The 19,868-nt window shown below is 64.3% G+C and carries 18 protein-coding genes; 15 read left to right on the forward strand and 3 right to left on the reverse strand.

Annotated features, from left to right (window positions below; genetic code table 11):
• Nucleotides 1–106: 106 nt before the first annotated feature.
• Nucleotides 107–667 (forward strand): shikimate kinase, encoded by a 561-nt coding sequence (locus tag AACH73_RS16770; protein WP_272741777.1) that lies wholly within the window; start codon nucleotides 107–109, stop codon nucleotides 665–667.
• Nucleotides 664–1,779, forward strand: coding sequence for a 3-dehydroquinate synthase (gene aroB / locus AACH73_RS16775; RefSeq protein ID WP_338736361.1), 1,116 nt, complete (start codon nucleotides 664–666; stop codon nucleotides 1,777–1,779). Before AACH73_RS16770 ends, aroB begins: the two co-directional genes overlap by 4 nt.
• A 301-nt stretch (nucleotides 1,780–2,080) precedes the next feature.
• On the opposite strand, the gene AACH73_RS16780 is transcribed toward aroB, so the two are convergent.
• A complete protein-coding gene (locus tag AACH73_RS16780; protein WP_272741776.1) occupies nucleotides 2,081–5,569 on the reverse strand; it encodes an efflux RND transporter permease subunit in 3,489 nt (1,162 codons plus the stop codon).
• Nucleotides 5,569–6,720: an efflux RND transporter periplasmic adaptor subunit gene (locus tag AACH73_RS16785; RefSeq protein ID WP_272741775.1), complete on the reverse strand. Its 1,152-nt coding sequence runs from the start codon at nucleotides 6,718–6,720 to the stop codon at nucleotides 5,569–5,571. Before AACH73_RS16785 ends, AACH73_RS16780 begins: the two co-directional genes overlap by 1 nt.
• Before the next feature lie 86 nt (nucleotides 6,721–6,806).
• Here AACH73_RS16785 and AACH73_RS16790 point away from each other — a divergent pair, with 86 nt between their 5' ends.
• The 13 genes from AACH73_RS16790 to AACH73_RS16850 all read left to right on the forward strand — a co-directional run bounded on the left by AACH73_RS16790 (nucleotide 6,807) and on the right by AACH73_RS16850 (nucleotide 18,248).
• Nucleotides 6,807–7,490, forward strand: a complete 684-nt coding sequence (locus AACH73_RS16790) for a TetR/AcrR family transcriptional regulator (RefSeq protein WP_272741774.1) — start codon at nucleotides 6,807–6,809, stop codon at nucleotides 7,488–7,490.
• 73 nt (nucleotides 7,491–7,563) lie between these two features.
• The gene (locus AACH73_RS16795) at nucleotides 7,564–8,400 is read left to right on the forward strand and encodes a neutral zinc metallopeptidase (protein WP_272741773.1); all 837 of its coding nucleotides are present in this window, start codon (nucleotides 7,564–7,566) and stop codon (nucleotides 8,398–8,400) included.
• Nucleotides 8,401–8,529: 129 nt separating this feature from the next.
• The gene (locus tag AACH73_RS16800; RefSeq protein WP_272741772.1) at nucleotides 8,530–9,309 is read left to right on the forward strand and encodes a helix-turn-helix domain-containing protein; all 780 of its coding nucleotides are present in this window, start codon (nucleotides 8,530–8,532) and stop codon (nucleotides 9,307–9,309) included.
• A gap of 160 nt (nucleotides 9,310–9,469) precedes the next feature.
• Nucleotides 9,470–9,661 carry a hypothetical protein gene (locus AACH73_RS16805; RefSeq protein WP_272741771.1) on the forward strand — a complete coding sequence of 64 codons (192 nt, stop codon included), beginning with the start codon at nucleotides 9,470–9,472 and terminating at the stop codon, nucleotides 9,659–9,661.
• A 165-nt stretch (nucleotides 9,662–9,826) separates the two neighbouring features.
• Nucleotides 9,827–10,543: a sulfite exporter TauE/SafE family protein gene (locus AACH73_RS16810; protein WP_338735934.1), complete on the forward strand. Its 717-nt coding sequence runs from the start codon at nucleotides 9,827–9,829 to the stop codon at nucleotides 10,541–10,543.
• Between the two features lie 19 nt (nucleotides 10,544–10,562).
• Nucleotides 10,563–12,059 carry a cytochrome-c oxidase, cbb3-type subunit I gene (gene ccoN, locus AACH73_RS16815; RefSeq protein WP_272741769.1) on the forward strand — a complete coding sequence of 499 codons (1,497 nt, stop codon included), beginning with the start codon at nucleotides 10,563–10,565 and terminating at the stop codon, nucleotides 12,057–12,059.
• Nucleotides 12,059–12,829 (forward strand): cytochrome-c oxidase, cbb3-type subunit II, encoded by a 771-nt coding sequence (gene ccoO, locus AACH73_RS16820; RefSeq protein WP_272741768.1) that lies wholly within the window; start codon nucleotides 12,059–12,061, stop codon nucleotides 12,827–12,829. Before ccoN ends, ccoO begins: the two co-directional genes overlap by 1 nt.
• Entirely contained in the window at nucleotides 12,826–12,981 is a 156-nt protein-coding gene (locus tag AACH73_RS16825; RefSeq protein ID WP_272741767.1) for a cbb3-type cytochrome c oxidase subunit 3, read from the forward strand. Before ccoO ends, AACH73_RS16825 begins: the two co-directional genes overlap by 4 nt.
• The gene (ccoP, locus tag AACH73_RS16830; protein ID WP_338735935.1) at nucleotides 12,974–13,864 is read left to right on the forward strand and encodes a cytochrome-c oxidase, cbb3-type subunit III; all 891 of its coding nucleotides are present in this window, start codon (nucleotides 12,974–12,976) and stop codon (nucleotides 13,862–13,864) included. The genes AACH73_RS16825 and ccoP overlap by 8 nt, the downstream gene beginning before the upstream one ends.
• A 113-nt stretch (nucleotides 13,865–13,977) precedes the next feature.
• A complete protein-coding gene (gene ccoG / locus AACH73_RS16835) occupies nucleotides 13,978–15,438 on the forward strand; it encodes a cytochrome c oxidase accessory protein CcoG (protein WP_272741765.1) in 1,461 nt (486 codons plus the stop codon).
• A complete protein-coding gene (locus AACH73_RS16840) occupies nucleotides 15,416–15,922 on the forward strand; it encodes a FixH family protein (protein ID WP_272741764.1) in 507 nt (168 codons plus the stop codon). The genes ccoG and AACH73_RS16840 overlap by 23 nt, the downstream gene beginning before the upstream one ends.
• Before the next feature lie 2 nt (nucleotides 15,923–15,924).
• Nucleotides 15,925–16,071 carry a cbb3-type cytochrome oxidase assembly protein CcoS gene (gene ccoS / locus AACH73_RS16845; protein ID WP_126423081.1) on the forward strand — a complete coding sequence of 49 codons (147 nt, stop codon included), beginning with the start codon at nucleotides 15,925–15,927 and terminating at the stop codon, nucleotides 16,069–16,071.
• Nucleotides 16,068–18,248: a heavy metal translocating P-type ATPase gene (locus tag AACH73_RS16850; protein WP_338735936.1), complete on the forward strand. Its 2,181-nt coding sequence runs from the start codon at nucleotides 16,068–16,070 to the stop codon at nucleotides 18,246–18,248. The genes ccoS and AACH73_RS16850 overlap by 4 nt, the downstream gene beginning before the upstream one ends.
• 55 nt (nucleotides 18,249–18,303) lie before the next feature.
• Here the strand turns inward: AACH73_RS16850 and AACH73_RS16855 are convergent, their stop codons facing one another.
• Nucleotides 18,304–19,788 (reverse strand): PAS domain-containing methyl-accepting chemotaxis protein, encoded by a 1,485-nt coding sequence (locus AACH73_RS16855; protein WP_272741762.1) that lies wholly within the window; start codon nucleotides 19,786–19,788, stop codon nucleotides 18,304–18,306.
• Nucleotides 19,789–19,868 lie beyond the last annotated feature (80 nt).

Consider the following 19,868-nt stretch of genomic DNA (forward strand, 5'->3'; position numbering starts at 1 on the left):
CTTGGGCACTATCAAAGCAATTTGGTTTATGACTGGCTAAATCGGGCCAACATCGTGTAAAGCACCTCCATGCATATCGTTTTTCCGCGCACGGGGCGCGCGCGTCGTGCCTGAGACCTCGAAACCGACTGAACCGCGTCTGATCCTGCCGCGCCCGGTGGCGCTGGTGGGGCTGATGGGCGTGGGCAAGACCACGGTGGGCCGACGGCTGGCCGACGCGCTGGCTGTACCCTTCCGCGACGCCGACGAAGAGATCGAAAAAGCCGCAGGCCTCAGCGTCTCCGACATCTTTGCCGCCTTTGGTGAGGCCGGTTTCCGCGACGGCGAGCAAAAGGTCATTGCGCGCCTGCTTGACGATGGGCCGCAGATACTGGCGACCGGCGGCGGGGCCTTTGTGCAGCCCGCCACCCACGACATCATCCGGCAAAAGGCCGTCACCGTGTGGCTGAAGACCGATCTGCGCGTCATCGCGCGGCGCGTCGCCAACCGCAGCCATCGCCCACTGCTGCGCGACCGCGACCCGATGGAGGTCCTGCGCGAGCACGAGGCCAAACGCTACCCCTTCTACGCCAGGGCCGATATTACGGTCGATACCGGCGATCAGTCGCACGGCAAGAGCGTTGAACTGGTTATCGGCGCGCTCAAGCGCTTTCTGGAAACGAAATAATGCCCACACTCCCCGTATCCGGCGGCGATTTCCGCCCCTATGAGGTCGAGGTCGGCGCCGGTCTGATCGCGTCGGCCGGTCGCCGTGTCCTGCCTTTTCTTAAAAACCGCCGCACCCTGATCGTCACCGACACCCATGTGGGGCCGCTGCACGCCGGACGCCTGAAAGAGGTGCTGGAGGCCGAAGGCATTGCCGCGCAGATCCTGACCCTGCCTGCCGGGGAAGAAACCAAGTCGTGGGAGGGCCTCAAGGCCCTGACCGACGGTCTGGTCGAGGCGGGGCTGGACCGCAAGGACGTGATTATCGCACTGGGCGGCGGCGTTATCGGCGACCTGACCGGCTTTGCGGCGGCCATCTATATGCGCGGCATCGACTTCGTGCAGATCCCCACCACCGTGCTGGCGCAGGTCGATTCCAGCGTCGGCGGCAAGACGGCCATCGACCACCCGAAGGGCAAGAACCTGATCGGGGCCTTCCATCAGCCGCGTCTGGTCCTGTGCGATCTCGACGTGCTGGCCACCCTGCCGGCGCGCGAAATCCGCTGCGGCTATGCCGAGGTGATCAAGTACGGCCTTTTGGGCGACAAGGCCTTTTTCGAGTGGCTGGAGGCCCATGATCAGGCCGTGCTGGCGCTGGAAGCGGCGGCCATTGAGCACGCCGTGGGCCGTTCGGTCGAGATGAAGGCCGAGATCGTCGCCGCCGACGAACGCGAGGGCGGGCAACGCGCCCTGCTCAATCTGGGGCACACCTTCGGTCACGCGCTGGAGGCCGAGCTGGGCTTTGGCGATACCCTGCTGCATGGCGAGGCCGTGGCCATCGGCATGGGCATGGCCTTCCGCTATTCGGCGCGCATGGGCCTGTGTGCGCAGGCCGAGGCCGACCGCGCCGTGGCGGCCATTGCCAGGGCAGGCCTGCCGACGCAGATGACGCAGATTCGCAACACGGCCTTTGATGCGGATACGCTGATCCGCCATATGGGCCACGACAAGAAGGCCGAGGGCGGCAAGCTGGTCTTTGTGCTGGTCAAGGGGATCGGCGAAGCCTTTGTAGCCAAAGACGTGTCCGCCGACTCGATCCGCGACTTCCTGATCGCCGACGGAGCTAAGGCCTGACTACACCTCCCCGCTGGCGGGGAGGGGGACCGCGCCCGCAGGGCGTGGGGGTGGGGTGGACATTGAACCGCAAGGCTAACCTTGTTTGATAGGTCGTCAGCGTCTGTGATCGGGGTTAGAGCGATGTGCGGAAAAGTGTGAGCGGTTTTCCGCAAAAACATCGCGACAAAACAAAAATTTAGAGCGAAATGACGTTTCCACCTAAAGTCATTTCGCTCTAGACACCCCACCACCACATCTCAGCGGCTTTTGCCGCATCGTGCGGTCCCCCTCCCCGGCATAGCCAGGGAGATGTAGGGCTTTATTCCCCCGCCACGGTTTCCGGATCGGTCTCCTTCTGGGCGCGGAAATATTTGCGCGTATGCCGCCCCAGAAACTGCGCGAAATCATCGACCAGCGTATAGGCCACCGGCACAAACAGCAGCGACAGCAGCGTCGAGGTCATCAGTCCGCCGATCACCGCAATGGCCATCGGCGCGCGGAAGGCGACGTCGGCACCCCAGCCGATGGCGATGGGCAACATGCCCGCCCCCATGGCCACGGTGGTCATCAGGATGGGTCGCGCCCGCTTGTGCGCCGCGTCCATCAGGGCGTCCATGCGCGGCATACCGCGATTGATGGCCTCCAGCGCATATTCGACCAGCAGGATCGAGTTTTTGGCCGCAATGCCGGTCAGCATGATCAGGCCGATCAGGGCGGGCATGGACAGAGACTTCCCCGTCACCAGCAGCAGCAGGAAGGCTCCGCCAAAGCTCAGCGGCAGAGCCGTCAGGATGGTGATGGGGATGGTGAAGCTGCGGAACAGCAGCACCAGCACCACATACATCAGCATGATGCCCGTCCCGATGGCGACGCCGAAGCCCTGCCCCAGTTCGGCCTGACTTTCCTGATCGCCGGTGACGAGTTCCTGTACCCCGGCAGGCAGGTTTTTCATGATCGGCAGGTTGCGCACGGCGTCCTGCGCCACGCCGGCCGGCACCCCGTCGGGCAGGTTGGCCTTCACCGTGGCGGTACGCGAGCGGTCAATGCGGGTGATCTGGATAGGGCCGGAGCCGAAGCGCACATCGGCCACCGCCTCCAGCGGCACAGCCACACCGTGATTGGTCGGCACCTTCAGCTCGGCCAGCGTGTCCACCACCGTGCGGGCCTGCGTATCCATCAGGACGCGGATCGGCACCTGACGGTCACCGATATTGTACTTGGCCAGGATCTGGTCGAAGTCGCCCACCGTCGCCACACGCGCCGCCTGAGAAATGGCCTGAGACGATACGCCCATCAGCGCCGCCTGATCGGCCTTGGGCGTCACCAGCACTTCGGGCCGCGACAGGTTGGAGGTCGAGAAGACGTTGCGCAGGCTGGACAATCCGCGCATCTGCCGCTCCAGTTCGCGCGACGCCTGCTCCAGCGCCTGCGGATCGTCCGACGCCAGGGTGAAGGAGACGATGCCGCCCCCGCCGCCCTCCTGACCGAAGGAGGCGCGCACGCCCGGATAACGCGCCACGAAGGTGTTGAAATCGGACTCAAACTGCTGCTGCGTGAGCTTGCGCTCGTGGCGCGGGATCAGGTTGATGGTCAGGCTGGCCTTGCGCAGATCGACCGAGGCAAAGGCGCTCTTGACCTCCGGGCGCTTTTTCAGCTCGTCCATGATCGAAATGACCACGGCGTCGGTCTCATCCAGCCGCGTGCCCGGCGGCATTTCGATGGACAGGAAGGAGCGCCCGTTGTCACCGACCGGGATGAATTCGCCGGGCAGCTTGGTCGAAATGAAGATCGACAGGACGAAAAAGCCGATACCGGCCATGAGGATGCCCCAGCGCATCTTCATGCCGTCACCCCCGTGTTTGCGCAGAAGCGTCCACACGCCGTAGGCCAGGGCCGCGAAGATAGCGAAGCCGATCCCGGCCCCGATAAAGGCACCTATGCCCTTGGGTGGCGCTGCCGGAGCTGTTGGCGGCGGCGGCAGGAAGGGTCCGGCCAGCATGAACAGCGCCAGCGCCGCAAACGCCAGTAACATCAGCCCCAGCGGCCAGCGCGCGTGCACGACGGCGCGCCCGCTGATCAGGCCAAGCCCCAGACCGCCCACCAGCACGCCCAGACCGATCGCCCCCAGCAGCAGGCCCGCCCCCTTGGTAGCGAACTCTGCCCCACCGAGCAGCAGCAGAAGCCCGCCGAGCGTGATCCCCAGCGTCCACAGAAGCGTGCGCCAGTAGAAGGGGCTTTCGAGCCCCCATCTCAGGCTGCTCAGATAGCCCTTCATCCAGAACGGATCGTCGTGTTCCTTGCCCGGATTGGCGCGCATCAGATAGGCGCCCATCAACGGGGTCAGGGTCCGCGCCACCACCAGCGAGAAGAAGACCGAAACGCAGGCCGCGACAGCGAAGCTCTTGAAAAACTGCCCCACAATGCCCGGCATGAAGCCGACCGGCGCGAAGACGGCGATGATGGTGGCCGTCGTCGCCACCACGGCCAGACCGATTTCGTCGGCGGCTTCGATCGCTGCCTCATAGGGCTTTTTGCCGTCGCGTATGTGCCGGACGATGTTTTCGATTTCCACAATGGCGTCATCGACCAGAATACCGATGGTCAGCGACAGGGCCAGCAGCGACACGATGTTGAACGAGTCGTTGAGCACATACATGACGAAGAAGGTCGGCAGCAGCGACATGGGCATGGCCATGGCCGACACGAAGGTCGCCCGCAGGTCGCGCAGGAACAGCCAGACCACCACCACGGCGAGGATGGCCCCGATCAGCAGGGTTTCCATCGAGGCCAGATAGCTTTCCTTGACCCAATCGACCGAGGCCGTCACCTCTTCGATCACCATGTTCGGGTGGGCTTTACGAATAGCGTCCATCGACTTGCGCACCGACTCGGCGACATCGACTTCGGAAGAGCCAATGGAGCGATAGACCGCAAAGCCCACCACCTCATTGCCGTTGAAACGCGCGCGTTCGCGCGGTTCGGCCCAGGTGTCGATGACCTGCCCCAGATCGCCCAGACGCACGGAACCGCCATTGGACAGGGCGATACGCGTTTCGCGCAGGGCATCGACGGAACCGGCATTGCCGAGCGTACGGATCGACTGCTCCGCCCCGCCGACCTCAAGCCGCCCGCCGGGCAGGTTGACATTGGTGGCGCGCAACTGGTTCGACACCTCGGCCGCCGTAATCCCCTTACCCGCCAGACGCGCCGGATCAAGCTGGATACGGATTTCGCGCGTCACCCCGCCGATGCGCGTCAGCTTGGCGACGCCCTTATTGGCGAGAATCTTCTTGGAAATGTCGTTATCGACGAACCACGACAACTGCTCAGGGTTCAGGCCGTCGCCGCGGATGATGTAGTTGATCAGGGCCTCGCCCGACGCCTCTTCGCGGCGGATGATCGGGTCCTGCACGTCGGCCGGCAGGTCCGAGCGGATCTGGGCCACGGCATTGCGCACATCGTTGGTCGCCTTTTCGAGATTGACCCCCAACTGAAACTCGATGGCGGTCGTGGACACCCCGTCATTGACGTAGGAGGTGATGTGCTTGACCGAACCGATGCCGGAGACGGCGTCTTCGACGCGCCGCGTCACCTGGGTTTCCAGCTCCGTCGGGGCCGCGCCTGACTGGATGTAGGTGGCGGTCACCACCGGCAGGTCGATATCGGGAAAATTATTGATACGCAGGGCCTGAAACGCACCCCAGCCGACAATGGTCATGACGATGAAGAACAGGACCGTCGGGATGGGGTTGCGGATCGACCACGAAGAGATGCTGCCGCGGGTGGGAGGCGTGACGGGGCTGTTCATTACTGGCCCCCGGCCTTTTCGGCACCGGCGGGGACGGTGGTTTTCGCCACGCGCACCGCGTCGCCATCGACTAGGAAGCCCGCCCCGCTGGTCACCACTTTTTCACCGGCGCGCACGCCCTCGGCGATGACGATGCGGTCGCCGCGGCGGTCGCCCGTCCTGACCTTGCGGCCGCTCACCTTGTTGCTGGCACCGACGACGAAGACGACCGGCTGGTTCTGCTGATAGACGACGGCCTTTTGTGGCACCAGAACCGCCGGTTGCTCGCCCACCGTGATGGAGGCCCGCGCGAACTGGCCCGGCTTGAACCCGGCATTGGCGGGGATGCTGATGCGGGCATAGCCCAGCCGCGTCTGCTGATTGACCGCCGGGGTCACGACGCGCACCGTGCCGGTGACGCTCTGACCGGTTTCGCCGGTGACGGTGGCGCTCATACCGGCCTTGACGGCGCTGAGCTGGGTTTCGACCACTTCCATATTCATTTCGATGCGATTGTCGCGCACGATGCGGAACAGCTCGGTGCCCGGGGCCACGATCTGACCCGCCACAGCCGTGCGCGCCGTGATCAGACCGGATACCGGGGCGCGCACCACGGCGCGATCCAGCTGGGTCTGGGCCTGCACGGCGCTGGCCTCGGCCGTCGCCACCTGAGCGGCAGCCGTCTTGTAGGCCGCCTCCTTCTGATCCAGCGCGGCCTGAGAGGCATAGCCCTTATCGAACAGTTCCTTGTAGCGCTGATAGGCGCGCTGCGCCTCGACCGCCTGCGCCTTCGCGCTTTGGACGCCCGCCTGCGCCTGCTGAAGCTGGGCGCGCAGCACCGCGTCGTTCATCTTCAGAAGCGGCTGGCCCTGCGTCACATACTGGCCTTCGTCGGCCAGCACGGCGGTGGCGGTCAGACCGCCGACCTCGGCCCCGATCGGCGCTTCCTGCCACGCGGCAACCGTACCGGCACCGGAGACCACCAGAGGGGCAACGGCCTCACTGGCTACGGTCGCTTCGACCAGCGCGCCTTCGGCGGGTTTCTTTTCCGCCTCTCCCTTCTGACCGGAGCACGCCGCCACAGACAGGGCCAGAACACCGCTCAGCAAAAGCCGGGAAGCCGAACGTTTGAAAAGCGTGGAAACATAAGGAGCCGAGGCAAAAGCGCGCATGGGCGATATCCTGAAGACTTGTAATCCGTAAAGACTTATCGTTTCATTGACCGATCAGTCAACGAACAGCGTATTAAAAATAATCAATGCCGCCAAAACCCCACACCTCCCCTCCCGAGGACGCCACCGCCTGCGGGTTGAAAGCCGTCGCCAGACGGCTGGGCATCCGTGAGCAGGCCAAGGCGCTGCGGCCGGGCCAGATCCTGGAGGCGGCGCGTGACGAATTCTGTCAGCGGGGGTTTGCGGCAACGCGGCTGGAGGACATCGCCCGACGCGCCGGCATCTCCAAGGCGCTGATCTACGTCTATTATCCGACCAAAACGGATTTGTTTCTGGCGGTTGCCCGTCATGTTACCGACCCCATCAAAGGCGCAGACTTCGTGCTCGACCCCGACCGCTCCGCCGAAGACCAGCTCCGGCACGAGCATGTGCGCTTCTACGCCAACCTGTTACAGGACGAGCATACGCTCGGCATCCTCAGACTGATCATTTCGGAGAGCCATCGCGTGCCCGAAATCGGTCAGTTCTATGCGCTGGAGCTGGTGGGCGGTGAAATCGAGAGCCTGCGCGACCTGATCCGGCACGGCATGGCGCGCGGCGAATTTGCCCCCGACGCGCTGGAGCGGCTGACCGGCATCGAGGACATCGTCATCGCGCCCGGCATCATGATCATGCTGACCCAGATCATCGGCGGCGGCGTGCAATACGACCTGAGCAAATGGTCGCAGGCGCATCTCGACATGGTGCTGGGGCTGCTGAAGGCCGGTTGAGCCCACCAAGGTGTATTGTCTTCTTATCAGAGCCGCGTACACTTTCAGTTAAGCACAGCAAGGACAGGGCACGATGGTCGATTGGGAAGGCGGACGCCGCAGCGGGGTTGAGGATCGGCGCGGTCTGGGCGGCGGTGCCCTGATCGGGGGTGGTGGCATCGGGGCCGTTGTGCTGGCCCTGATCGGCTATTTCGTCTTCGGCATCGACCCGCAGACCCTGCTCAGCCAGACGGCGCAGGTGTCGGGTCAGGCCTCCGGCCCGGTGGCCGTCAGTGCCTGCCCCGAAGGCGACAAGGCCTGCGAATTTACCGACGTCATGCACACCTCGGCCAATGAGGTCTGGGCCTCGACCATCCGCGGCTATGAACCCTCGACGCTTGTCCTCTACACGCAAGGCACCCAGACGGGCTGCGGTATGGGTCAGTCGGCCATGGGGCCCTTCTACTGTCCCGCCGATCGCAAGGTCTATCTCGATCTCGACTTTGCCCGCACGCTGGAACAGCAACTGGGCGCATCCGGCGATTTTGCGCTGGCCTATGTCATCGGGCATGAGGTCGGCCACCACGTGCAGAACGTCACCGGCGTTTCCGGCCAGGTGCAGCAGGCGCAGCAACGTCTGAGCGAGCGCGGATCAAACGCCCTGTCGGTCAAGCTGGAGCTTCAGGCCGACTGCTATGCCGGGGTGTGGGCCAAACGCTCGGACGCGCAGGCGCACTGGCTTGAGGCCGGCGATCTGGAAGAAGCGCTCAATGCCGCCTCGGCCGTCGGCGACGACACCTTGCAACGGCGCAGCGGCGGCGAAGTCGTGCCCGATTCCTTCACCCACGGCACGTCGAAGGAGCGGGTCTATTGGTTCAAAACGGGCTATGCGTCCGGCGATCCCAAGGCCTGCGACACCTTCAAAGCCTGAGCCCGCCCCGCTCAACTCCACGATAAAACAACGGCTTACGGCACGATTTTGGTTCAAACCCGGCGGAATCGGCTGTAGGATGCTGCCTGATACAGGGGCAACCAGACGGAGGCAGGGCCGGACACCGCCATGAGGGAGAGCGACGCCAACCGTATCCGCCAGCTGCAATTGCTGGCGACCATCTCCGATGAGGCCTTCGCGCAGATCACGCGCGGCGCGCTGGTGCAGACCTTCCCCGCCGGGGCCAACCTCATCTACGAAGCGGATTCGGTCGATTTTCTGTACATCCTGATCGACGGCATGGTCGAGCTTCAGGGCCACTGGCACGATAAGGAAAGCACGCTGGCCGTGCTGCGGCCCGTCTCGACCTTCATTCTGGCCGCCGTGGTGCTCGACGCCCCGGCCCTGATGGCGGCGCGCACCCTCAGCCGCTCGCAGATCGTCATGCTGCCCGCCGAGACGTTCCGCGCTGCCATGCGCGAAGACCCCGGCTTTGCCGTCGCCGTAGCGCAGGAATTGTCGGGCTGCTATCGCGGGCTGGTCAGAACCATCAAAAACCACAAGCTGCGGTCGGGCACCGAGCGGCTGGCCAACTATCTCCTCACCCAGCAGGTGCGGCAAGGCGGTGGCGACACAATCGAACTGCCCTACGAAAAGCGCATCCTGGCCTCGCTGCTCGATCTGACGCCCGAAAGCCTGTCGCGCGCCTTTGCCCAACTCGACAAGTACGGCGTCGCCGTTACCGGCAGCCGCGTCGTCATCGGCAATCCGGCAGGCCTGCGCAAGCTGGCGCGCCCCAATGCCCTGATCGACAACCACCAGCCGCCCAGAGGCGACGTGCAGGGCAAGGCCGCCAAGGAGCTGTGGCCCCTGCCCGGCGATCGCGGCTGCGGCATGGAAGTGGAGTAGCCACTTATCAAATATCAAGTCGCCACACGGCCTTGATCAATAGCGCCCCTATCGCACGTTAAGGCGCGTGCGGCGTGAGCTGCATATACCACTCCCTGAGGCTGTTTCAGGAGTGAGTCGATGTTTACCCCCTTTTCTCCAGACCCTGTTGAGGGCACGGATGCCCGTCTCCGTCGATAAGGCCCTGCGCACAGTGCGGCGCAAGGGGTGGGAACCTACGCCGACCGACGACGGTCTGTGGTCGCTGGCGCACGTCGTGTTGTCCACTGACGAACTGATCGCGCTGGCGGCGGCTCTGGTCGCGGCGGAACCGAAGGCGGCCCCGGCAGACGATCCCCTCCCCCGGAAATAACAACGGCTTGCGGCATATTGCCCCGCGCCATTTGGCTCAGGCGCTTTTGTCCGCGCGCACCTGTAACCCCGACACACACAGGCCGCCCAACGGCCTTTCACCCACAGCGAGGCGGCGGCCGGATTCCATCAGGTCCTCCATCAGGCCCCATCAGGACAGACACATATGACGGCGCACGAGGTCTTTTCGGGACTGTTCCCGGCCTGCGGCGCCCTTGTCGAGGGACAGGGGCCGCTGTGGCTTGGCCTGTTCCTGGCCGGTCTGACGGGCAGTGTCGCCCACTGCCTGCCCATGTGCGGGCCGTTTGTGCTCATGCAGATAGCCGCGCCCGGTCAGTCGCGGTGGGCGCGCCTGCTCTTGCCCTATCACGCCGGTCGCCTGACCACCTACGCCCTGCTGGGGGCCGCCGCCGGGAGCGTGCTGTTCTTCCTGCCCGCCTCGCCTGTGCTTGAGCTGGTGCGCCGCGCCCTGCTGGCTCTGGTGGCCACGGCCTTTCTCTATCTGCTGGCCGAAGGGCTTCTGGCGCGGGTGGGCCTGCGCCTGCCTTTTCGGTTGGGGCTGCGCCTGCCGTGCCGTCTCAAGGCGATGTCCGGCCACAACAGCCCTCGCGTTGTGGCGCGCTACGCGCTCGGCCTCAGTCTGGGCCTGCTGCCGTGCGGCCTCGTCTTCGTCGCCCTGACGGCGGTGGCCGCGGCGGGCAATCCCCTCTCCGGCGCGCTGGGGATGCTGGCCTTCGGGGCCGGCACCGTCCCGGCGCTCAGCGCGCTGGGCCTGTTCGGCGCGCCCCTCCTGCAACGCTGGCCGTGGTTTCAGGACGCCCTGCGCCTGACCGCGCTTGGCGTCAATGCCGCCCTCCTCTTCGCCCTCAGCGCCCGATTCTGACACAGTAAGGAAACACTTCATGTCACAAACCGCTATAGCCCCACCGCCAAAGGTCGCCCCCGCTGCCGCCGCCTCCCGGCCGGTCTATGACGAGACGATCCTTAAATATTTCACCATCGCCGCCATGTTCTGGGGCATAGCGGGCTTTGCCGTGGGGCTCCTGATCGCCCTACAGATGGCCTTTCCCGACTTCAACATCCCGCCCTATCTGACCTTCGGGCGGTTGCGCCCGCTGCACACCTCTGCGGTGATTTTTGCTTTTGGCGGCAATGTGTTGTTTGCCACCTCCTACCACGTCGTGCAGCGCACCTGCCGCGCGCGCCTGTTCTCGGATGGTTTGAGCTGGTTCACCTTCTGGGGCTATCAGGCCTTCATCCTGATGGCGGGTCTGGGCTACGTCTTTGGCGTCACACAGGGCAAGGAATATGCGGAGCCGGAATGGTATGCCGACCTGTGGCTGACCATCGTCTGGGTGGCCTATCTGATCAACTACCTCGGCACCCTGTGGAAGCGTCAGGAAAAGCACATCTACGTCGCCAACTGGTTCTATCTGGCCTTTATCGTCACCGTGGCCATCCTGCACCTCGTCAACAACGTGTCGGTGCCGATAGAGATCGGCAGCGTCCACAGCTATTCGGCCTGGGCGGGCGTGCAGTCGGCCCTGATCCAGTGGTGGTACGGCCACAATGCGGTGGGCTTCTTCCTGACCGCCGGCTTCCTCGGCATCATGTATTACTACATCCCGAAGCAGGCCAACCGTCCGGTCTATTCCTACCGCCTGTCGATCATCCACTTCTGGGCGCTGATCTTCATCTATATCTGGGCCGGTCCGCACCACCTGCTCTACACCGCCCTGCCCGACTGGGCGCAGACGCTGGGCATGACCTTCTCCATCATCCTGTGGATGCCGTCCTGGGGCGGGATGATCAACGGCATGATGACCCTGTCGGGGGCCTGGCACAAACTGCGCGACGACCCGATCCTGCAATTCATGATCATCGCGCTGAGCTTCTACGGCATGTCCACCTTTGAGGGGCCGCTGCTGTCGATCAAGGCCGTCAACTCCCTGTCGCACTATACGGACTGGACCATCGGGCACGTCCATGCGGGCGCGCTGGGCTGGGTCGCCTTCATCTCATTCGGCGCCATCTACTATCTGGTGCCGCACCTGTGGAAGAAGCCCGGCATGTATTCGACGAAGCTGATCTCGCTGCACCTGTGGGTCGCGACCGTCGGTATCGTGGTTTACATCACCTCGATGTGGGTGGCGGGCATCATGCAGGGCCTGATGTGGCGCGCCTATAATGAGATGGGCTTCCTGACCTATTCGTTCGTCGAAACCGTCGCGGCCATGCACCCCTACTACATCATCCGCGCCATCGGGGGCCTGCTGTTCCTGCTGGGGGCGCTGATCATGGTCTTTAACATCTGGAAAACCATCGCCAGCCCCGACAGCGTCGCCTCGGAAACGGGCACCCCCTCGCTGACCCCCGCCGCCCTGCCGGAGCACGTCTGATGCTGGAAAAACATAAAAAACTCGAACGCAACTCCATGCTCCTGCTGATGTTCACCGTTATTGCGGTGTCAATCGGCGGCATCATCGAGATCCTGCCTTTGTTCCGTATGCAAACCACGATCGAGCCGGTCAAGGGCGTGCGTCCCTATACGCCGCTGGAGTTGATGGGGCAGGAAATCTACATCCGCGAAGGCTGCAACACCTGCCATTCGCAGCAGATCCGCCCCCTGCGCGATGAGCAGCAGCGCTATGGCCACTACTCGCTGGCGGCCGAAAGCATGTACGACCACCCCTTCGTCTGGGGCTCCAAGCGCACCGGGCCCGATCTGGCCCGCGTCGGCGGCAAGTATTCCGACGAATGGCACGTCGCCCACCTCAAAAACCCGCGCGCCGTCGTGCCGGAATCGATCATGCCCAGCTACGCCTTTCTGGCCGAAAAGCCCTATGGCGACTGGCGCATCAAAAAGCGCCTGAAGGTGCTACAATCGCTGGGCGTGCCCTATACGCAGGCCATGATCGACGAGGCGCAGAACGATTATGAGGCGCAGGCCAATCCCAACACCATTATCGACCCCAGCGGCCTTCAGGAACGCTATGGCGACAAGGTGGCGGTGCGCGATTTCGACGGCAATCCCGACGAGATCACCGAGATGGATGCCCTGATCGCCTATCTGCAAAAGCTGGGTACGGATGTCGATTTCTCGACCTACGACCCGGATTACGCCCTGAAGCCCCAGGATGGGAAACCGAAGACCGGAGCCGCCAAATGATGAACCTGTCGCTTCTGGGCGGGCTCATCACGCTCGCCTTCACGCTCGCCTTCCTCGGCATCGCCCTGTGGGCCTACTGGCCGAAGAACAAAGAGTCGCTTCAGGCGCATCGCCTTATCCCCCTGCAAGACGAGGACACCGACCATGTCTGACGCGCCCGAACTTCACAAAGACATCGACGCCCCGACGGGGGTCGAGACAACGGGCCACGAATGGGACGGCCTGAAGGAACTGAACAACCCCGCCCCGCGCTGGTGGCTGATCGTGTGGATGCTGACCATCGTCTGGGCCATCGGCTACTGGGTGGTCTATCCGTCCTGGCCGACGCTGACCGGTCACACCAAGGGCATTGCCGGCTGGACCCAGTACGACAAGCTGAAGCACGAGCAGGCCGAGATCACGCAGCGTCAGAGCGGCTGGCTCGGCAAGTTCCACAAGGCGAGCTTTGCCGAAATCAAACAGGACCCTGTCCTGTTTGAATTTGCCCGCGCCGGTGGCGAAGTGGTGTTCAAGGAAAACTGCGCCGCCTGTCACGGGGCGGGCGGCGAAGGCCGTCGCGGCTATCCCAACCTCAATGACGACGACTGGCTGTTCGGCGGCACCGCCGAAGACATCTATAACACCATCAATGTCGGCTCGCACTCGACCCACCCGAACACGCACGCCGTCGCCATGCCCGCCTTTGGCGCCGTCATGGGGCGCGAAGGGATGCTGACCCCGGCCCAGATCGACGACGTGGCCACCTATGTCAGCTATCTGCGTCAGCCGGTCGCCTCTGAGGCCTTCGCGCGCGGTCAGGCGGTGTTTCAGCAGAACTGCGTCAGTTGTCACGGCGAAGGCGGTATCGGCAACCGTCAGATGGGCGCCCCGCGCCTCAATGACGCCATCTGGCTCTATGGCGGCGACAAGGCCACCCTTGTCCAGACCATCACCAAGGGCCGCGCCGGGGTCATGCCGTCCTGGCAGTCGCGCATGTCCGACGATTCCCGCCGTCAGGTCGCCATCTACGTCCACAGTCTGGGCGGTGGTGAATGACCCGTCCCCCCTCCCGGCCCGCCCCCGCCGGGAGGGGGACACTTTGATTTGTCGCGATGTGGAGGCGGAAAACCGCTCACACGTTTCCGCACATCGCTCCTGAGTATGTAACCATGTCCCTGTTTGAAACCGCCCGGAAAATCTACCCGCGCCGCGTCAAAGGCACCTTCCGGTCCCTGAAATGGCTGAGCATGATCCTCCTGCTCGGTATCTACTACGCCGCCCCGTGGCTGCGCTGGGACCGTGGCCCGCACGTGCCGGATCAGGCCATACTGGTCGATCTGGTGGGGCAGCGCGGCTACTTCTTCGGTATCGAAATCTGGCCGCAGGAGGTCTATCTGCTGGTCGGCGTGCTGATCCTCGCCGCCATCGGCCTGTTCTTTGCCACAGCACTTCTGGGGCGGGTGTGGTGCGGCTATGCCTGCCCGCAGACCGTATGGACCGACCTGTTCGTGTGGGTCGAACGCTTCGTGCAGGGCGACCGCAATGCGCGGCGCAAGCTGGACGAAAGCGCGTGGACGCTCGAAAAACTCTGGAAAAAGACGCTGACCCACCTGATCTGGCTTCTGATCGGGGCGGTCACCGGCGGGGCTTGGGTCTTCTATTTCAATGACGCCCCCACCCTTTTCAGCGACCTGTGGCATCTGGATGTGTCATGGTCGGTGCTGGGATGGATCATCGCCCTGACGCTTTCGACCTATTTCATGGCCGGTTTCGCGCGCGAAAACGTCTGCACCTACATGTGCCCCTATGCGCGCTTTCAGTCGGCCATGTTCGACAAGGACACCCTGATCATCACCTATGAGGCCGAGCGCGGCGAACCGCGCGGCAAGCACAAGAAGGGCGAAAGCTGGGACGGCAAGGGTCACTGCATCGACTGCGACTCCTGCGTCATCGTCTGCCCCATGGGCATCGACATCCGCGACGGCCTTCAGATGCAGTGCATCTCCTGCGGCCTGTGCATCGACGCCTGCAACAGCGTGATGGACAAGATCGAGCTGCCGCGCGGCCTGATCCGCTATGACACCGAGTCGAACCAGCGTCAGCGGCGCGAAGGCTATCGCACGCTCGATATCGCTCACCGTAAAAGCGGCAAGACCGTCGTGCCGCCGCAAAAGATGCGCTGGGTGCGGCCGCGCACCGTGGCCTATGCCCTGATCCTGTCCACCGTGGGCAGCCTGATGCTGACCGCCATCGTGCTGCGTCCGATGACCGAACTGACGGTCAATCACGCCCGCGCGCCGCAATTTGTGCGCCTGTCCGACGGCAGCGTGCGCAATAATTACCAGATCAAGATCCTGAATAAGTCGCACGACGACCGCGCCTACCGCCTCAACACGCAAGGCCTGTCTCAGGCGCGGCTGGAGGTGCTGGCCGCCGGGGATGAGACGGTCGAGACGCTGCACGTCCCCGCCAACAGCGTCGCCAGCTTCCGCGTGCGCGTCGATACGCCGGAGGCCACGGCGCACGGCCGCAGCGATATCCGCTTCCTTTTGTCCGAAACCCGTAACCCTGCCCAAAACTCTGGAAACACCCCGGAAAGCGCCCGCCATGACAGCTACTTCATTCGCTGAGGCCAAGCCCCTCTCTCAGGCCGAGATCGACAGCCGACGCGGCCGCTTCGTGCCGTGGGTGATCGCGGCCTTCTTCCTCAGCTTCATGATCCCCCTGATCTGTTTCACCGTCATCGCCTTTCGCCACCCGCCCAGCGAGGTGACGCCGCAGGCCTACGAAAAGGGCGTGGCCTACAACCAGACTCTGGCCGCTGAGGCCGCCCAGAAGGCGCTCGGCTGGCAGGTAACGCTCAGCCACACGGGCGGGCGGCTGACGGTCAGGGCGCGCGACGCCCAGGGACAAGCGCTGGACGGCGGGCAGGTGGAGGTGTGGCTGATCCACCCGGCGCAAAGCGCGCTCGACCGCCATCTGGTGCTCACGCCCGAAGGCCAGGGCCTCTATACCGCCGCGACCGCCCTGCCCTCCCCCAGCGTCTGGACCGCCCACGTCACCGTACAGGTGGCGGACCATCAGATGCAGACGCGCGCCTTCGTGGAAAACTGATCGTGGACATTCTGATCCTTCTGGTAGCGGCGGCGGGCGTACTGGCCCTGATTGCGGGGGCGGCCTTCATGTGGGCCCTGCGCAGCCAGCAGTTTGACGACCCGGAGATGCAGGCCGAGCGCATCCTGCACGACGATGACGAGTCATGACCGACACCCTGACCGATTACGGCTGCTACGTCACCGAGGAGGACGACGGCCATCAGGCCCTTTATCTGCGCGTCGAGGGGATGCGCTGTGCCGCCTGCGCGTGGAAGGTCGAAAGCACCCTCAATGCCTATGACGGTGTCAATGCACGCATGACCTACGCCACCCAGAGGCTGAAACTGGTGTGGGACAAGAGCGCGTTTTCGACGCGCGCCAATGATCTGGCCGCCGCCGTCGAGGCGCTGGGCTTTTCCGTCGCCCCCTTCGACGTCTCGAAATCCAGCGAAGGGGCGAAGGCCGAAGAGAGCCTGCTGCTGCGTTGTCTGGCCGTGGCCGGGTTTGCCACCACCTTTGTCATGCTGTTTGCCGACGCCCTGTGGTTCAGCCCTGACGCCTCGCTCAACGGGGCGACGCGCGACCTGATGCACTGGGCTATGGCGCTGGTCGCCCTGCCGACCACCCTCTATGCGGGTCGCCCCTTCTTCCGCAGCGCCATCGCTGCCCTCAGGCACGGACGCAGCCATATGGACGTGCCGATCAGCGTCGCCGTGCTGCTGACGGCGGGGATGAGCCTGTTCGAGACGATGCGCCACGGGCCGCACGTCTATTTCGACGCCTCGGTCATGCTGCTGTTCTTCCTGCTGATCGGGCGCTATCTCGACCTCAAGGCGCGCGGCAAGGCGCGGGAAGCCGCCGAAGGGCTGCTGGCCATGCTCGACGGCACGGCCAGTGTGCGCGAGGGCGGTCAGGTGCGATCCTGCAAGATCAGCGACCTGCGCCCCGGTATGACGCTTGTGGTGGCCGCAGGTGAGAAGATTGCCGCCGACGCCACCCTGACGCGCGGCACGACCGAGGTCGATACCAGCCTGCTGACCGGTGAGACCCTACCGCGCGCCGTCAGCCCCGGCGAGACGGTCTATGCCGGCACGATCAATGTCGCCGCCCCTCTGGAGGCCGTCGTCACGGCGGCCTCCGAGAACAGCCTGTTGTCGCGCACCGTGGCCCTGATGGAGACGGCCGAGCAGGGTCAGGCGCGCTTTGTGCACATTGCCGACCGCGTGGCGGCCATCTATGCACCCGTGGTGCATATCGTCGCCGCCCTGACCTTTGCCGGGTGGGCCCTGTGGGGGCATGGCGGGTGGCAGGACGCGCTGCTGAAGGCCATGGCCGTGCTGATCGTCACCTGCCCCTGTGCGCTGGGTCTGGCCGTGCCGGTGGCGCAGGTTCTGGCGTCGGGGCAATTGTTCCGGCGCGGCATCCTGCTGAAATCGGCGCGCGGGCTGGAACGTCTGGCCGCCGCCGATACGGTCATTTTTGACAAGACCGGCACCCTGACGCGGGGTCAGCCAACCTGGATGAACCCGCAGGCGCTCAATGAATACGAGACGCGGCTGGCTGTGGCGCTGGCGGCACAAAGCCGTCACCCCCTGTCGCGCGCTCTGGTGCAGGCGCGGCCCGACCTGCCCGTCGCGCCCGCCACGGTCGAGGATGTGCCCGGCTGCGGCCTGCGCGGCGAGGTGGAGGGGGAGCCGGTATGGCTGGGCAAGGCGACGTGGTTAGGGATAGAGTCCGCCGGCGACAGCGCCCCGGAACTGTGGTTCCGGCGGGGGAGCCATACACCTGTGCGTCTGGTGTTCGAGGACACGCTGCGGCTCGATGCGCGGCTGACCATCGACGCGCTGAAGGCGCGCGGGCTCGACATCTGGCTGCTGTCCGGCGACCGGCGCGTCGCGGCGGAACGGGTGGCGACGGAACTGGGCATCGACACCTGTCACGCTGATCTGTCGCCGCTGGAAAAGCTCGCCACCGTGCAGCGTCTGCAAGCCGAAGGGCGTAAGGTGCTAATGGTCGGCGACGGGCTGAACGACGCGGCGGCCCTGTCGGCCGCCAGCGTCTCTATCTCCCCCGCTTCGGGCATGGACATCACCCAGAACGCCGCCGACCTCGTGTTTCGCGGCGACAGCCTGTGGCCCGTGGCCGAGGCGCTGCGTGTGGCCGAACGCACCGGGCGCATCGTCACGCAGAACTTCGTCCTGTCGTTTGGTTATAATCTGATCGCCGTGCCGCTGGCCGTGGGGGGCGGGGTGACACCGCTGATCGCCGCCATCGCCATGTCGGCTTCGTCGCTGGTCGTGGTGGCCAATGCGTTTCGGCTCAAACTACCGGGACGCATCGCATAGCACAAAGCCGCCCGTTGGGGGCGGCTTCGACCTACGCTTTACGCCTACGCCACGCTTACGCCACTAAGGCTTCGACACTCTCCTTCACCTCTTCCGAGGCCTGGGTCACCTCATTGAAGGTGGCGCTGAGATGGCCGAGTTTCTGGTCGATTTCGTGCACGGCGGTCACCGCCGCCTGCATATTGCCCGATATTTCGGCGCTGACCGCGTTTTGCTGTTCGATGGCCGATGCCACGCCCGACACATTGTCGAGCACCGCGGTCATGCTGGAGGTAATGATGCCCAGCGCGCCCACCACCTCGGTTGTCACCGTCTGCATATTGGCGATTTCCTTCGAGATGGTCTCGGTTGAGCGCGCCGCCTGATTGGCCAGAGACTTGACCTCCGACGCCACGACGGCGAAGCCGCGGCCCGCCTCGCCCGCGCGCGCCGACTCGATGGTGGCATTGAGCGCCAGAAGATTGATCTGGCTGGCGATTTCGCGGATCATCTCGACCACATTGTTCATCGAGGCCGCCGAGTCGTTGAGCGCTCCGGCGGACCTGCCCGCCCCTTCGGCGTGACGGAAGATGCCTTCGACGCTTTCGCGCGCCTGCCCCATATTGCCGGCGATTTCCTTGACGCTGGCGCTCAGTTCTTCCGACGCCGCCGCCACCGCATTGACCACCGAGCCGGTTTCCGTCGAGGCCGTCGAGGCGACCGCCGCCATCTGGGTCGCGTCGGTCATCTGCTTTACCACCGCATTGAGCTGACGATCCACATCGCGGCTCAGTTCCTCATTGCGGATACGCCGCTTGACGGCCTCGGTGGTGTCGGTGGCGAACTTGACCACCTTGATGACCGCGCCGGTGTCGTCAAAGACGGGATTGTAGGAGGCCTGAATATAGACCGCCTTGCCACCCTTCCCCAGACGGCGGTATTCGGCCGCCTGAAACTCGCCGCGTTGCAGCCGCTCCCAGAACTGCCGGTAGTCTGCGGACTGCGCGTATTGCGGTTCGCAGAAGATACGGTGATGCTGACCGACGATCTCCTTGAGGCTATAGCCCAGCGTCGTAAGGAAGTTGTCGTTGGCGGTCAGAATCTCACCCTGTGGCGTGAATTCGATCACCGCCTGCGCGCGGGAAATGGCCTCGACCTTGCCCGCATGATCGAGTGATTTCGCCTTGGCCTCAGTGATATCGGAGGCGATCTTCAGCACCCGAACGACCTTGCCGCTCTTGTCTTTTACGGGATTATAGCTGGCCTGAAGCCAGACGATCTTGCCATGATTGCCGATGCGCTTGAATTCGCCCGCCTGAAAGCGTCCGGCGGCCAGATCGCTCCAGAACTGGCGATAGGCCTCGGAATTCACGTAATCGGGCAGGCAGAAGAGTCTGTGATGCTGGCCAACGACCTCGCGTTCGCTGTAACCCACCGCCGCCAGAAAATTCGCATTGGCCGAAATGATCCTGCCGTCCGGGGTGAACTGGATGATCGCCTGCGACGTGTCCAGAGCGTTGAAGATAGCCTTATCCAGGCTGCTGTTTGAACCAAAGAACACTTTGAACCGCCCTATTCTCTTGCGGACCCGATGGCATCCGCCCAGCCTCAATTTACCGCCGCTTCAAGGCGCTTCCGGCC

Origin of the sequence: Asticcacaulis sp. DW145 (assembly GCF_037101385.1) — a bacterium.
Taxonomy (GTDB): Bacteria; Pseudomonadota; Alphaproteobacteria; order Caulobacterales; family Caulobacteraceae; genus Asticcacaulis; species Asticcacaulis currens.

Excerpts from the sequence above, each read along its gene's own strand:
- ccoO (WP_272741768.1), top strand. The coding sequence starts at position 12,059 with ATGCTGGAAAAACATAAAAAACTCGAACGCAACTCCATGCTCCTGCTG.
- ccoG (WP_272741765.1), top strand. The coding sequence starts at position 13,978 with ATGTCCCTGTTTGAAACCGCCCGGAAAATCTACCCGCGCCGCGTCAAA.
- ccoP (WP_338735935.1), top strand. The coding sequence starts at position 12,974 with ATGTCTGACGCGCCCGAACTTCACAAAGACATCGACGCCCCGACGGGG.
- AACH73_RS16810 (WP_338735934.1), top strand. The coding sequence starts at position 9,827 with ATGACGGCGCACGAGGTCTTTTCGGGACTGTTCCCGGCCTGCGGCGCC.
- AACH73_RS16780 (WP_272741776.1), bottom strand. The coding sequence starts at position 5,569 with ATGAACAGCCCCGTCACGCCTCCCACCCGCGGCAGCATCTCTTCGTGG.
- AACH73_RS16850 (WP_338735936.1), top strand. The coding sequence starts at position 16,068 with ATGACCGACACCCTGACCGATTACGGCTGCTACGTCACCGAGGAGGAC.
- AACH73_RS16785 (WP_272741775.1), bottom strand. The coding sequence starts at position 6,720 with ATGCGCGCTTTTGCCTCGGCTCCTTATGTTTCCACGCTTTTCAAACGT.
- AACH73_RS16800 (WP_272741772.1), top strand. The coding sequence starts at position 8,530 with ATGAGGGAGAGCGACGCCAACCGTATCCGCCAGCTGCAATTGCTGGCG.
- AACH73_RS16790 (WP_272741774.1), top strand. The coding sequence starts at position 6,807 with ATGCCGCCAAAACCCCACACCTCCCCTCCCGAGGACGCCACCGCCTGC.
- AACH73_RS16840 (WP_272741764.1), top strand. The coding sequence starts at position 15,416 with ATGACAGCTACTTCATTCGCTGAGGCCAAGCCCCTCTCTCAGGCCGAG.
- AACH73_RS16825 (WP_272741767.1), top strand. The coding sequence starts at position 12,826 with ATGATGAACCTGTCGCTTCTGGGCGGGCTCATCACGCTCGCCTTCACG.
- AACH73_RS16795 (WP_272741773.1), top strand. The coding sequence starts at position 7,564 with ATGGTCGATTGGGAAGGCGGACGCCGCAGCGGGGTTGAGGATCGGCGC.
- AACH73_RS16805 (WP_272741771.1), top strand. The coding sequence starts at position 9,470 with ATGCCCGTCTCCGTCGATAAGGCCCTGCGCACAGTGCGGCGCAAGGGG.
- ccoN (WP_272741769.1), top strand. The coding sequence starts at position 10,563 with ATGTCACAAACCGCTATAGCCCCACCGCCAAAGGTCGCCCCCGCTGCC.